Source organism: Microcoleus sp. MON1_C5 (assembly GCF_036701875.1).
In the GTDB taxonomy this organism is placed as follows: Bacteria; Cyanobacteriota; Cyanobacteriia; order Cyanobacteriales; family Microcoleaceae; genus Microcoleus.
Genome location: NZ_JAUBRN010000008.1, coordinates 115,691 through 130,731, shown reverse-complemented (window position 1 = coordinate 130,731; position 15,041 = coordinate 115,691). Strand labels below are relative to the sequence as shown.

The window sequence follows — 15,041 nt, the reverse complement described above, 5'->3', positions numbered from 1 at the left end:
CAGACCTTGTACTTCTGAGGAATTTATCGATATGCCTAACGGTAGAGGATATTCGTTCAAAACCTAGCAGATAATATACTGCAGATGGTACAAAACTAACAGCGAGTAGTATCTGTAGAGGATCACCCCCTCTACGGACAGTTAGGCAAATGTGTCAATCTATGTTATGCTGAGTCACAATTGAGGAAGGATTATGTCAAAAGAAAGAAAAAGCAACAAAGAAGTCAAAAAGCCAAAGAAACAACCTGATGGTGTTGCTAAGCCGAAGGATGACAAAAAAAATTATGGTAGCAGCGAGGGCCGCAAGTAGAGATAGCTGCCACTCTCTGAACTGTGATTAATTTTGTTCAATTGTCATTACTATCGATTTTTAACAGATTTCAATATCCTATTTTGGGATTATCCCAAAAAAGGTTTATTCTATCTAGGGAATATGCAGTGCTAAACCCAAAGAATAATGAAGTCTGTTTTTAGCGATGAATATGAAACCTTCCGTTGCTGTATGATTGCGGCTCGTAAAGAAGCGCAACTAACTCAGGAGTCTGTTGCTAAATCTCTTAAAAAGCCCCAGTCTTTCGTAGCCAAATATGAAAACGGTGAACGACGGTTAGATGTAATTGAGTTTCTGTTAGTTGCTCATGTAATTGGTGTAGATCCTTGCGATATTATTAGGAAAATTTCACAAAAAATATCTGAAGCATCTTGTGAGAGCGAGATATGAATACCCAAGATGTAATCAGACTTGCCTCCCAATATCTAGATCGCTTATCGGGTAACACTTTCGACGTTTTAGATGTATCTAAACCTGTTACCGTAGATGCAGCGGTGAACCTGTCTAAAGTTATCTCAAAGCTTTCGCCCTTAGTCGGAAATTTAATCGAATTTAACACCGTTGAATTCTTGAATCAACAAAATGAGTTCGCTGAATTTGGAAAGTGGCATAGGCAAGATCCTGGCTTTCCAGATACTCTTTTCCTCGGCATAGTTCAACCAACGCCAGGATTAGAACTTAAAGCGTGGTTCCCACTAGCAACAGAGATAACAGCACGTTTCAAAGATAGTCAAAATCACTTTAGGTTCGATCAGACCTACGTTGCTATCCTGGCATGGCTACCCGATAAAATCATCTATGGCAAGCCTCGCATTCTTGATGTGTGCGTTGTCTCTGGTTTATCGGTAGCTGTAGCGAGAGATACCCACTATCACAATCCGCCGGATTATCTTGTTTTAGAGCCGGAAGATACAACTCAAAGAACAGCAAATTTGCAACAAACAAACACCAGTGGATATAAATTCCAAGGCTCTGCTGAGGAGTTTTTAGAAGCTAAGAAAATAGTTGATTCATGGGGTACTCAAGGAAAAGTCTACAAACCAACTAGAGAGTATCAGCGCCTTCTGCGGGAGCTACGGATACGCTATGAATATAGACTAGATACAAATTTTGCAAAGATGGACAGAATTGTACATCCAGGCATTGAGGAATTTAAGCGACGTGTCTACAATACTGAAGTTTCCGGTATGACCGTTGGTCGGTGGAATAAGCTTTTATCAAGTCGCCTAGAAGACAGCATCAAGAAATCCCTACAAGATTATCTACAGATTAGAGAAGAGAGTATTGATGAAATTATTGATTAAATCTCTGTACACCATAGTAGAAATAGTCGGGATCTATCTCGCAAGAAAAGGCTTTTCTTTTGAGTTTACGTGCTGACAAAGCTGCACTGAAAAGTCCGCCAAAAGGTTCCCATATAACATCGTTTTCATCGCTCGATGCCTCAACAATAAGGTTCATCAGATCCAGAGGTTTTTGGTTGAGATGTAATGCTTTTCCAGAAATAGTTTTAACTCTCTCATCACCCCGTAAAGCTTGACGCTCCCAAACGTTTGTAAAACCGTGAGGGCATCTAAACTTCGATCGCATATTGCTCCATTCTTGTCCCGTTAAAGACTGATTGCCATTCAGCGAAAAGTATGGTTTTCCTTGAGGACTACCATACTCATTTGCATAGTCCACTAGCCTTTCAAACATCTCGGTCGGAGGGAAATACCACAAATGCCCTTGATCGAAGTATTTCCTGGTTGCTGCATCCACCACCCCGCAAGCATGGTTGGCCCGTCGTAACGGCAACCCCGAACGTTTCCACTCTCGCAGTAACCACGCCTTTAAGGTAAGTTCATTAACTGTTACTTCTCTAACGTATTGAACGCAGACTTCTGTAACGACGGGGAACCTGCGAATTTTCTGTGTGTTAACATTCCCTGCGATATGACCTTTTCCCTTGTTCCAAATATTGGAATTGACATAGCGCCAACCATATTTTTCTAGAAGTGGATGCACAATAGCCCAACCAATCTCTGAATTCCAAAACCAGAGTGTTGTACACGGTATGGCTGCTTTTGACCATGCCTCGATATGAGGTTTATACCAATTAGGTAAATCAATGTGATCTGAGGTGTCTCCTTCAAACCCAAGAATACCGTAAGCTCCATCTGAAACGATGACAGTAGGTTGCTCCCAATTGTCGTAGTGCTGGAGACTATCGCCGAGATATAAAGTAACGTATTCGTCACTCCATGCAGAAAAATTAAAATTAGTATTGAGATTAGCTACTTTGCCACGACCAACAGTGCTGCTCGCTTTGCGTTTTAAGATGCTGGGAGAATTCGCTTCTGCGTTAGGACTCATTTGTTGACTTACGTGACTGTAAAAATTAAGTACAAATATTTTATCCTATTTTGGGATATTGAGGGTAAGTGATACCAAAGTTAACCTACCTACTTCCGCTTTGTTGAAAAAAAATATAGTTCGATCGCCCAAATCTATCACAGCGATATCTCAGTAACTGCAATATTACCCTCAAAACACACGTCAACATCAGTCCCCGCCGCCCGAGCGCGCGATCCATATTCTCCCGCATAATAAAAGTATTCTCCCTCCATCCGGTACACCACCGGCAGCGGCTGCGTCGAAGGCTGGCAAAACACAATTTCCGGTTCCGCACTTCCCGGCGCTAAATGCGGCAAATTCACATTCCAGAAACACCCAGACTTTAGTTCCCGGTTCAGCAAATCCGCCAACACCCGCGATGTCCAGCGAGTAGCGACATCCCAGTCTATTTCGAGCGGCCTTTTAATCCGGTGGGAAATTGCGATTCCCGGAATACCGTGCATAGCTGCTTCGCGCACAGCCGCAACCGTACCCGAAATATACACGTCAACCCCCAAATTTCCACCCGCGTTAATGCCCGAAAGCACCAAATCCGGCTTCGCACAAACGTGATGAAGAGCAATACGCACGCAATCGGCCGGTGTTCCCCCTACAGCATACTCAAATTCCGATCGCCGATCGACATGAATCGGACTGTGAGCCGTCACTTGATGCCCGCAGCCCGACAATTGCCCCTGCGGAGCCACCATAATTGCTTTGCCGCTGACAGCCTGCAAAAGTGCCTGAATCCCCGGAGCGTCGATGCCGTCGTCGTTGGTTAAAATTATCGTCATTATGTGTCGGTTTTATAGAACCGATTTGAGAGCGCAGAGGCTGGCAACCTTCTGGTAGCTCTAGCCCAAATTGGTTGTTGGTTGGTGGCGATCGTCAGTATGAGCATTGCCACACATTTATATCATGGCATTAATTGAACAGTTGCCCCAGAAATGTGGCGCGCCACATTTTAGCCCAGTCGCACCTTGATATGACAGCTAAAGCGACTTGTTACGCTTGCCCCAGTGCAGCATTCATGACATCAGTGTCGATGCAAACATCTAATCACATCATTTTTTCCTCGGCTCTCCCCGATGCTTGGTGTTAAAAGTAGCAGATGATACTAACTATCTGAGACTGAACGTTGAAACCCTCGATCGTGCTAAATTATTAGCTTACGTTATCACCATAAGTACGAGAGAGCCACAGGGGAGAAGAAAATATATGATAGAATTATAATTCACTATTTAAGTCGAGTTGATTTTCGCTGAATCGCTTACGGTGACTAATAACGCAAGTTTCTAGTTATAAACTGCGGTGTTGCTAATTGCCAGCTTGCTAATCAAGGTTTTTACTCGAATTAGCCATTAGCAGCCTGTTTGAGATAACTAGCAACTTAAGTTAAGAGCAATTAGTGCAGGTGTCATTCATCTCTAATTTAACCCCTATAAAAACTATGAACCAATCTGTAGAAAACGACGATAAGGTTGAAAAAAATAGTAGTTTCCCGCGATCAGTATTGTCAGTTAGTCGAGTAGAGTTTGGGCTAAGAGAAGATAACCCAGAGGCCAAGTATTGCCCGCTAAAACTGTTAGTTAAGGACGGAAAACAACTTCCGTCAGGATTGCAAGGCCACGTATTTATTATTTCAGCCACAGGCTCTGTTGACTCCAAATCTCGCGATGATAACAAAGATATTGTATTTCCTTCCCGTGATGGTTTCACGCCATTCTACAACGGCGACGGGATGGTTTATCGCTTTGATTTTGACAATCTTGAGGAAGGAGTATTTCTCACAACTAGAATTGCTAAAACCCCCTGTTACTATGCCGACGCAGCCACAAATAAATGCCAGCCTAACCTGAGATTTAAAAATCGCGGCATCATGCGAATGTCTGACCAGTTAGGGATTCGCAATCAGCTAAACACCGGATTTCTGCCCATGAAATTTCTTCAGGAAGACAACGAAAGACTGCTGATAACTTGGGATATAGGGCGTCCCTACGAAATTGATACAAAAACGCTGGAAGCAGTCACGCCCGTGGGTTGGGATCGAGATTGGAGAGCCTTTAATCCGCTATTAGCCAACCTTCCCTTACAACCGCCTTTTCCGTTTAAATTAATTCAGACTTCAGCCCATCCTTGTTTTGACGAGAACACAGGGGAAATGTTTACTGTCAACAGCGGGCGATCGCTCTCCACTTTTATTGCTCAATTGCGTCCAGTCCTCTATTGGGCATTCGGTTTGATTGACAGCATCAGAAATCCCTCCCAGCGAGGATTTCTGAAAGCTCCCGACCAAAAAAACTTTTTCCAAAAATTAGCAGCAGCCTTTAAAAAAACAATTCATTTATTATGGAGTCTGCTGCAAAGTTTTAATATATTTGCCAACTTTGTCTATGTGATTTCCTGGGATGGCAAAGAAAAGATTAATAAATGGCAGGTAACGCACCCCAATGGTTGCCCGATCGCAATTAAACAGAGTATGCACCAGATAGGATTGACTGAAGACTACGTGGTGCTGATGGACACTGCCTTTAAATTCTTACTAGAAGAAATACTTCCGGCGCCAAACGAGCCCAAATATGAAGAAATAGAAAAACGGCTGAGAAACTTAATCGATCGCCCGCAATTACCCGACAGTACCATCTACATTGTCCGCCGCACTGACCTGAAATCAGATGTCAAGAAAGTGGTAGCGCGACAGGTTGTCATTCCCCGCGAAACCACGCACTTTCTCACAGACTATAAAAATCCGAACGATCAAATCACGCTGCACTTAGCTCACGTATGCGCTTGGGATGTAGCTGAATGGATTCGCAAGATCGATTTCAGCAACTCAGACAACAATGGAGGCTTACCCCATATGTTTGGGATGACAGTAGGGCCATTAGATATTAGTCGCATGGGATGCTACGTACTCGATGCTAAGGATGCCAAACAAATCAAAGTTGCCAGAAGCGATTTGACAGGAGTTTATGCAGACAACCAGCCTAACAAATATTGCCAGGATACTCAGACCAACGGTAAAGAATATTGCAAATACACTTGGGGACCAGCACTTTATGCTTACCGTGAAAATCCGCCTTCTGGACACTTTGAAAATATCTACTGGAGCTTTTTTGGATGCTGGGAAGATATTTTCACCGAAGAAGGACTCAAAATGTATCAAAACTATAAATATCGGGAAATACCAGCCGATGAAGTGCGCCATCTGACCAAAAAAGGCATCAAATCTAACTTGTTACGACTGCACATAGCAGATCTGGATACCCTTGAAGCAAATGAAAATCGGTTGCAGATTCAAGACTCATACGAATTTGACACAGGTTATTTCGGCAACTCGCCGCAATTTGTCCCCCGCGCGGGCGGAACAGGCGGCTCAACAGACGGCTATATTGTATGTGTAGTTTATAATGGTACAGATGAGCAACCTGACAACGGCAATGAAATCTGGATTTTCGACGCTGCGGATTTGAAGAGCGGCCCCCTATGCAAACTCTGGCATCCACAACTTAATTTTGGGATTTCCGTACACACGACTTGGTTGTCCAAGATTGGCAAACGGACGGCTAGTTATAATATTCCGGTGAAACAAGATTACGAATATTTAGTCAAACAGCAACCTCAAGAAATTCAGGAGTTCTTTAACGAGTGGGTATATCCGAAGCGAGAACCAAAAGACAGCGGTGACTGTAGCGTTAGTTAGCTCCGCAAGTCAGATTGCTAACTCAAAAGTGATCGCTGTTTCAACTGACTAGCAGTTGGCGCGATCGCTATATTGTATTTTATATATGATGGCACTGATATCACTTCAAGATTAAGACACCTATGTTAGCAATTCGCGGATATAAAATTACTTCACAAATTTACCAAGGGCTTAATACTGTTATTTATCGAGGGCTCAAAGAGTCAGACGGACAGCCAGCGATATTGAAAATCCTCAAAAACGAGTATCCTAATCTAGAAGAAATCACCCGTTTAAGACAGGAATATGAAATTTCCAAAAACCTTAATATAGAGGGTATAGTTAAACCTTTAGAATTACAAGAATTGGGAAACCGCAAATTTATCCTAATTTTGGAAGATTTTGGCGGAATTGCTCTCTCAGATAGCGAACAATTTAAGCAGCCACAAATACGAGATTTTCTAGCGATCGCGATTCAGGTAGCATCTACCCTCGCTCAGTTGCACGATCGTTGCATTATTCACAAAGATATCAAACCCCAAAACATCATCGTCAATTTGGCCACAAATCAAGTAAAAATTACCGATTTTGGGATTGCCACCCGCCTGTATAAAGAAAATCAATCCCTCAGCCACCCCAACTTATTAGAAGGAACTCTTGCCTACCTATCCCCAGAACAAACAGGTCGGATGAATCGAGCAATCGACTACCGAACGGATTTCTACTCTTTAGGCGTCACGTTTTATGAAATGCTAACAGGGAAACTGCCCTTTCCGACCACTGACGCCCTCGAATTAGTTTACTCCCACATTGCCATTCAACCCGTACCACCAGCAAAAATTAACAGCCAGATTCCTCAAGCAATTTCTGAAATTGTGATGAAATTGATGGCTAAAACTGCTGAAGAACGCTATCAAAGTGCTGAAGGTTTGAAGTTCGATCTAGAACAGTGTTTAACTCAATTAGAAACTACAGGGAAAATTGACAACTTTCAAATTGGTCAAGAAGATTTATCAAGTCAATTGCAAATTCCGCAGAAACTCTACGGTCGATTTGAACAAGTTCAGACACTCCTAGCCGCCTTCGACCGCATCAGTAATGGGACAGCGGAAATGATGCTAGTAGCTGGCTATTCAGGCATTGGGAAAACTGCTGTAGTTAATGAAGTCCACAAACCGATTGTCCGGCAGCATGGCTATTTCATTGCGGGTAAATTTGACCAATTTAAGCGCAACATTCCTTACGCTTCTCTGATAGAAGCTTTATCGGAACTGATGCGCCAGCTATTAACTGAGAGTCCGCAACAGATAGAGAATTGGAAACAAAAACTCTTAAACGCGTTAGGCCAGCAAGGCCGAATTATTACAGAAGTTATTCCCGAAGTTGAACTGATCGTTGGCGAACAGCCGCCCGTGCCAGAAGTGGGAGCAACTGAAGCTCAAAATCGATTTAATCGGGTGTTTGCCAGCTTTATTCAAGTTTTTACTCAACCAGAACACCCGCTGGTTATTTTTCTAGATGATTTGCAGTGGGCTGATTTATCGTCGCTCAAGTTAATTGAACTGCTGGTGACTAACCCCGACAGCCAATATCTACTGATGATTGGTGCTTATCGAGATAATGAAGTCAGTCCGACGCATCCTTTGATGCAAACTTTGAAAAATATTCAAGAAAATTCAGCTAATTTAACAACAATTACCCTCGCACCTTTGAGTATTACTGATGTCAATCAAATAGTTGCCGACACTCTCAAGGAAAGCCAAAAATCCCAAAGCCTATCCGCTCTGCTATTTAACAAAACTCAAGGCAATCCTTTCTTTTTAAATCAACTGCTAAAATATCTTTATGAAGAAAAGCTGTTAGCTTACAATTTTAATATTGGCCAATGGGAGTGGGAAATAGATGAAATTCAAGCGATAGGAATTGCGGATTATAACGTTGTCGAGTTAATGGTAAAGCAGATTCAAAGGCTGCCGGAAGCAAGTCAAAAGATTTTGCAGTTAGCAGCTTGTATCGGCAGCAGATTTTATTTAGATGTTTTGGCGATCGTCAATGAAGAATCTCCTGTAGAAACGGCAAATCAACTGTGGTCTGCCCTAGAGGCAGGTTTGATTCTCCCCTTGAACGACGCCTACAAAATTCCGCTCTTTTTTGACCGCGAACTGGCAGAGAATTTGCACCTTGACGATATCGCCAGCCGTCAAACTGCATCTGTGCAAATTCCTTACAAGTTTTTGCACGATCGCGTACAGCAAGCAGCTTATTCTCTCATTGCCGAAGACCAAAAAAAATTAACTCACCTCAAAATTGGTCAACTGCTGCTGAAAAATACGACCCCATCTCAGCAAGAAGAAAACATTTTTGCGATCGTCAATCAACTGAATATCGGCAGCGAGTTCATCACCGAGCAGTCAGAAAAAAACCAACTCGCTGCCCTGAATCTCGCCGCAGGTCGGAAAGCTAAAGCAGCAACAGCCTCCGAAGCGGCTGCCAATTATTTTAATGCGGGCATGGAACTCCTGGCAGCTTCTAGCTGGCAAAGCAATTACGAACTCACGCTCAACCTCTATATAGAAGCTGTAGAAGCAGAATACTTGTGTACCAATTTCGAGAGAGCTGCTGCACTGGCAGAAATAGCGCTGCAACAGGCAACAACCCTGCTCGAAAAGGTGAAAGTTTACGAGCTAAAAGTTGAATTTTATATCGCTCAAAACCAGCTATCCAAAGCCCTTGAAACCGGACTGCAAGCGGTAGAGATGCTCGGAGTTTCCCTAGCTCCTCTGCCCAGCGAGGGCAGCAGTTCCGTGCAGATGTCGAGATTAGAAGAGTTAGAAAACCTTCCCGAAATGACCGATCCCTATTTGCTAGCAGCTCTGCGAATCTTGATAACGGCAACGGCAGCTGCTTCGATCTCAGCGCCTTCAACCTTTGTTCAGATCGTTTTAACGAAGGTCAATCTTTGTGTGGAACGGGGTCATTCAGCTCTGGCAGCGATCGCTTACGCAAATTACGGCATAATTTTGTGCGGGCCGATGGCAGACTTGGACGCGGGATATTACTGCGGGCAGTTGGGGATTAAACTCCTAGATATTTTTCCTGACAACAAACTCAAATGTCGAGTTTATGCGCCATTTTACGGTTTGATATCCCATTGGAAAGAGCAGGCTAAGGAAAGTATTGCACCGTTAGAAGAGGCGATTCAAGCCGGTTTGGAAACGGGAGATTACCAATATGCAGGCTATTGCGTACTCCACTATTGTACCAACCTATTCTTGAGCGGCGAACGCTTAGAAATTGTCGATGTAAAAATTAGCGAATATATCAAATTTTTAAATAAAATCAAACAGGAATTTCCGCTCAATTTCATTAAGGTATGGCATCAACTGACCTTAAATTTGCAAGGATTATCATCAGATAAAATGCTGCTGCAAGGCCAAAGTTTTGATGAAGCAGCGATGCTGGTATATTTGCAGGAAACCAAAAATGCAACAACGCTGTTATTAGTTTACCAGGCCAAAGCCTTTCTCTGTTATTTATTTAAAGATTATTCCCAGGCTCTTGCCTGCATTTTGGCAGCTCACGAACACCTCAGAGGCGATAGCGGCATGATGACGTTTCCCGCTCACTACTTCTATTATTCGCTGATCCTGCTCGCTAATTACAACAGCGCTGCGCCGAGGGAGCAACAGCAATATCTGGAATTGGTAGAATCTCATCAGGAAAAAATGAAATGCTGGGCGCAAGACGCGCCGATGAACTATCAGCACAAGTACGACCTGATCGAGGCAGAAAAAGCGCGGATTTTGGGGCAAAATGAGCAAGCAATTAACTTGTACGAAAGAGCGATATCGGGAGCGATAGAGTACGAACGCCTGGAAGATGAAGCTATTGCTAAAGAACTGGCTGGAGAATTTCATTTTGCTTGCGATCGCGAACATATGAGTCGGTTCTATCTGAACGAATCCTACTACGCTTATATTCGCTGGGGAGCTACGGCAAAAGCCCAAGATTTAGAGTCAAGGTATCCAAAAATATTTGGGAGAATAACAGCTCAAAAAAATCTCGGTCTTGATTTTAATACCACGACATTAACAATAGGAGGTAGCTTGGAAGGATTAGAGCTACTTTCTGTGCTTAAATTTTCCAAAATCATCTCTGGGCAAATTGTTTTAAGCGAACTGATTTTACAATTTATGAAAATTGCGCTCAATAATGCTGGCGCTCAAAAAGGATTTCTGATTTTGAATCAGTCAGAAGGTTTTGCGATCGCAGCCGCTGGGGAAGTTGAGGACAGCGATATTAATGTGTTGTTATCTCCCCAGATTGAACTAGAGCAAGTTGTTCCCTTAAGCGTTATTTATTATGTGGAAAAGACTCTCAAAACTGTCGTTTTAAATAATGCTAAGGCTGAAGGAGCTTTTAGAACAGACCCTTATATCAGGACGCATCAACCCAAGTCAGTCTTATGTATTCCCATCATCAATCAAGGCAAAATGATGGGTTTACTTTACTTTGAAAATAATTTGGCAACTAGCGCTTTCACTCCGACGCGGCTGGAAGTTTTAAAACTGATCTCTTCTCAAGCAGCAATCTCGCTAGAAAATGCCTTCCTTTACCACACGCAGGAACAAAAAGTAGAAGAGCGCACCGCTCAACTCGCCCAAGCAAACCAGGAAATTAGCGCCCTCAACAACAAACTTAAAGCCGAAAACATCCGCCTCAGTGCTGAGTTGGAAGTCACCAAACGACTGCAACAAATGATCTTGCCCAAACAATCAGAACTGGATAAAATTAAAGGATTAGAAATAGCTGGATATATGCAACCTGCCGATGAAGTTGGCGGCGACTACTACGACGTGCTAACCCAAAATGATACGGTAAAAATTAGCATCGGCGATGTTACGGGACATGGTTTAGAAAGTGGCGTATTAATGATTATGGCGCAAACCGCCGTCCGCACTCTCCAACAAATGAACGAAACCGATCCGGTGAAGTTTCTTGATGTGTTAAACCGCACCCTTTATGCCAATATCGAGCGCATCGACTCGTCTAAAAACATGACCTTGGCTTTGTTAGATTATCAAGATAGTAACTTCAGCCTCAGCGGTCAACATGAAGAAGTTATCGTAGTCCGTACTGATGGTAACATCGAACTGATCGATACAATGGAACTCGGTTTTCCCCTGGGATTAGAGGAAGATATTTCGGGTTTTGTTTCCCAAATTCAAGTGCATCTTAATCCAGGGGATGTAGTAGTGCTTTACACAGATGGAATTACCGAAGCTGTAAATATAAATCGAGTGTATTACGGCATAGAAAGATTGTGCAAAGCGGTGAAAGAAAATCGCCACAAAAAGGTTGAAGAAATTCGACAAGCAGTAATTGATGATGTGCGGCAACATATTGACAAGCAGAAAGTTTTTGACGACATTACGTTGGTAGTCCTAAAACAGAAATAACGCAAGTTGGGAATTGGGAATTGGGAATTGGTAATTGGTAAATTGTTTGAGCGTCCGACGATCGAAACCGACTTCACGCTCAACAATTTTGGAAATGGTGCGCGGACTCAAGAACGTGCGATCGACAAACCGCTCTCAATTTTTGTATAAATACACACTTACTGCTTAGTGATATTACGCAATTTCCCATTGTGACAGCCGATGATACCGAAAGTTGCAATAACAGATAGTTAGCCGTGGAATTCCTAAGCAACAGCCATCCTAGCGTTTGCGATATAACCAAGTTTACGAAAACTTTAAGAATAAACCTCGCAAAATATTGTTTTGGTAAAGGTAGCAAAAAGGTATATACAAATACCTTTACAGGATAGATGATGTAAAGAGATACCAGAAGAAATCAATAAAGTCAATCCCCAAACGATATAAAAAAGGTATTACTCTTATGAAAACCAACTTCGCCCAACCACTAACCGCCTGTATAGCTACTGCTGGTTTAGTTGTTGCTTCTTCCTTACTAACTGCAACGCAAGCCCAAGCATTTAGTTTATCCGTGGCTCCTGAGTACGGTACGACCAACGGCATTGGCACCGGCGCTACTGCAACATTGGACTTCAACTTTGTCCAAAGTGGAGCCGATTTGCTCCTGAATTTGGGCATCACCAATACCACTGGCACTCAGGCTACAGCCGGTGGTGCAACAAACTCTTCTCTCGTGGGCGTGGCATTTGACGTATTGACTGGCGTTAGTGCATCGGTTAAATCGACCGCAGAAGGCAGCACTTTTACAAAGTTTTGGCAAAACGTTGATATTAGCGGTTTGCACAACGGTTTCGACTATGGCATTAGCATTCCGCGCAAAGAGTTTGAAGGTGGAAATGCTAATGAAGGCTTATATAAAAATCAGTCAACTTTGGTTAGCTTTTTTCTAACGGGCAGCAGTCTGAGTGCTGCTCAGGCAGAAAGTGCTTTCTTGACGGGATTTCAGAATGGTACGCTTAAGGCAGGCGTTCGCTTCCAACAGGTAAGTGGGTCTAAGGTTGGTGACAGTGACAAAGTTATGGCGGGAGTTTCCGCTGATGCTGAGCCAGTACCCGAACCAACTACTATCGCAGGTATGGTGATGGGGTTGGGAAGTTTAGTAGCAGCACGCCGCAAGCAGGCAAAAAAAGCTCTTGCTTAAATTTTCTCAGGGGTGCAGGCCCTCCATCGGCAGAAAAGCTCGTCGCATTTCTAGTGAATTCAGGTTAACTTCTAGTATCAACTCATAAGAGCCAGCGCAGCTATAGTGCTTCTGGCTCTTATTTGTACTCTACATTGTGTCAACCTGAAAAACAAAAAATTTGCGATCGCCCGAATTTCCGCAAAAATTGACCTAAAATCCCCAAATCCCCAGAAAATATCAACCAACTTGTGGTAATGTTTTGTGTCGGTTGCTATGTGGCAATCTCTCCAAGTTCAGTTAAACGCGCTCTCAGCAATGTTTTTGCCAATTTTCCCCCTAGCTCAAACAATCCCCGCACCTCCCGCCCAACAACAACTGATCATCGACCCAGAAGTCCCCGTACCCGAAAATGAACAGGATTTGCCGCCACAGCCAAGCAGCAGCCTGCTGAAAACCCTGACGGTGCCTCAGCAAGTGCGCGTTTTACCGGGGCAACTCGACAGCATTCCCGTTTTCAACAGCAACAGCCCCGAAGTTGTGCAAACCGAAGGCATTTTGCTATCCACATTTGGGCCCGAAGGAAAACAAGTACCTTCTGCACACTTAAACTTTCCCTTCAAAGGCCGATTTGACATCTTCGCCCACCACATCGCTAAAGCTAAAAATCGCGCAGAAACTCGCACCTTATTTCAAGGAATAATTGTCCACAATCCTAACTCCGAACCTGTTACTTTAAATGTGTTGCAAGGAGCGACTTATTTAACTCGCCCGGATGCTTTGTTTATCGATTTGCCGTCGTATTTAGAGAATCGATTTGGCACTGTGTTTGCGGGGCCTGGAAGCCGCATCACGAGCGATGTGCTGCGGGGATACAGACAAGCCATTTTGCCGGCTGCGATCGAGATTCCGGCGAATGAGAGCCGAATGCTGATGAATTTGCCGATACCTGTGGGGAATGTCACCCCTTCTTCCAACGGTCGATCGACCTTGATGCGAATGTCGAGCAGCAATTCGGTTTATGTAGCATCATTAGCAATGTTTGCTCCTAAAAGTCAAGGAGGAGTCGAGCAATATCCCACATTAGAACAGTGGGAAAATATTTTAAATACCAAAGGTTTAGCGGGGCCGAGAGATTTAGCACCAACTCCGAGAGGCGAAAATCCGGTGCAAAAAATTTATGGCCGCGTGGCAGGAGTAGCTGAAGGTTCCCAGTGGCAAGCTAAAATTACGGACAATTCGAGAACCGATTATTTAACTATTCCCCAGCGCGGCGAGTCATTTTCTTATGCTTTGAGCACTACTGATACGGGTACTTTTGGAACTGGTCAAGTTCAAAGCGCTAAAATGTTAGCTCGCTATCCCGATACTGCTTATTTTGCTCACGGTAATTACGGGATTCAATACAACTTAACTTTTCCGCTTTACAACCAATCTCGTGAATCCCAATCTGTTAGCATTAAATTGCAAACACCGATTAAAGCAAATACAGAATTGGGGGGATTGATGTTTTACGATCCTCCCGAAAATCGGATATTTTTCCGAGGTACAGTGCGGGTAATGTTTAATGATGATACGGGCAAGACTTTGACGCGCTACATTCACATTGTGCAGCGCAGGGGACAGCAGGGGGAACCTTTGGTGAATGTGAATATGAAGCCGGGGGAACGGCGTTTGGTGCAGGTGGATTTCTTGTATCCGCCGGATGCGACGCCGCCGCAAGTTTTGACTGTGCGATCGAGTAATTAGTTGGTGGTTGACGGTTGACGGTTGACGGTTGACTGTTAACCTTTAGATTTTTGTGTTAATGAGTTAAGATAGGCATTAAGTTGTGGTGAAAGTTCATTTAATAACGGATGCAGTCGATCGCTGTGTTCTTGAGTCAAAAGATTGCGAGCTCCGTCAAGTCTCAACCAATGTCTTGGTTCGTTTAATGAACCCAAGAGCGATTTTCACAAAACGCTGATTATCTTGATAGCTATAGCGTTCATGTCCTTCTACAAGATTAGCACCAACACTAGCAGCCGATCGCAC

10 protein-coding genes are annotated in these 15,041 nt (G+C 43.5%); 7 read left to right on the top strand and 3 right to left on the bottom strand.

All coding sequences use genetic code 11. From position 1 onward, the window contains the following. The first annotated feature begins 457 nt into the window (after positions 1-457). Positions 458-721 carry a helix-turn-helix domain-containing protein gene (locus QUA71_RS06320; protein ID WP_190736647.1) on the top strand — a complete coding sequence of 88 codons (264 nt, stop codon included), beginning with the start codon at positions 458-460 and terminating at the stop codon, positions 719-721. Beyond that, entirely contained in the window at positions 718-1,635 is a 918-nt protein-coding gene (locus QUA71_RS06315; protein WP_333283376.1) for a hypothetical protein, read from the top strand. Before QUA71_RS06320 ends, QUA71_RS06315 begins: the two co-directional genes overlap by 4 nt. On the opposite strand, the gene QUA71_RS06310 is transcribed toward QUA71_RS06315, so the two are convergent. Together QUA71_RS06310 and surE are read right to left on the bottom strand one after the other, a co-directional pair. Beyond that, positions 1,625-2,686: a DNA methyltransferase gene (locus QUA71_RS06310; RefSeq protein ID WP_333283374.1), complete on the bottom strand. Its 1,062-nt coding sequence runs from the start codon at positions 2,684-2,686 to the stop codon at positions 1,625-1,627. The two genes, QUA71_RS06315 and QUA71_RS06310, sit on opposite strands and share 11 nt — an antisense overlap. 137 nt (positions 2,687-2,823) lie before the next feature. Beyond that, a complete protein-coding gene (gene surE / locus QUA71_RS06305) occupies positions 2,824-3,501 on the bottom strand; it encodes a 5'/3'-nucleotidase SurE (protein ID WP_333283373.1) in 678 nt (225 codons plus the stop codon). Positions 3,502-4,157: 656 nt separating this feature from the next. Between surE and QUA71_RS06300 the strand changes: the two genes are divergently transcribed. The 5 genes from QUA71_RS06300 to QUA71_RS06280 all read left to right on the top strand — a co-directional run bounded on the left by QUA71_RS06300 (position 4,158) and on the right by QUA71_RS06280 (position 14,756). After that, positions 4,158-6,410, top strand: coding sequence for a carotenoid oxygenase family protein (locus QUA71_RS06300; protein WP_333283371.1), 2,253 nt, complete (start codon positions 4,158-4,160; stop codon positions 6,408-6,410). Positions 6,411-6,532: 122 nt separating this feature from the next. Continuing rightward, the gene (locus tag QUA71_RS06295) at positions 6,533-11,848 is read left to right on the top strand and encodes an AAA family ATPase (RefSeq protein ID WP_333283369.1); all 5,316 of its coding nucleotides are present in this window, start codon (positions 6,533-6,535) and stop codon (positions 11,846-11,848) included. A gap of 27 nt (positions 11,849-11,875) precedes the next feature. After that, positions 11,876-11,998, top strand: a complete 123-nt coding sequence (locus tag QUA71_RS06290) for a hypothetical protein (protein ID WP_333283367.1) — start codon at positions 11,876-11,878, stop codon at positions 11,996-11,998. Positions 11,999-12,290: 292 nt separating this feature from the next. Then, positions 12,291-13,028 carry a PEP-CTERM sorting domain-containing protein gene (locus QUA71_RS06285; protein WP_333283365.1) on the top strand — a complete coding sequence of 246 codons (738 nt, stop codon included), beginning with the start codon at positions 12,291-12,293 and terminating at the stop codon, positions 13,026-13,028. Between the two features lie 255 nt (positions 13,029-13,283). Then, positions 13,284-14,756 (top strand): DUF3370 domain-containing protein, encoded by a 1,473-nt coding sequence (locus QUA71_RS06280; protein WP_333283363.1) that lies wholly within the window; start codon positions 13,284-13,286, stop codon positions 14,754-14,756. A gap of 153 nt (positions 14,757-14,909) precedes the next feature. On the opposite strand, the gene QUA71_RS06275 is transcribed toward QUA71_RS06280, so the two are convergent. Beyond that, on the bottom strand, positions 14,910-15,041 hold the full coding sequence (locus tag QUA71_RS06275; RefSeq protein ID WP_333283410.1) for a four helix bundle protein: 132 nt from the start codon (positions 15,039-15,041) through the stop codon (positions 14,910-14,912).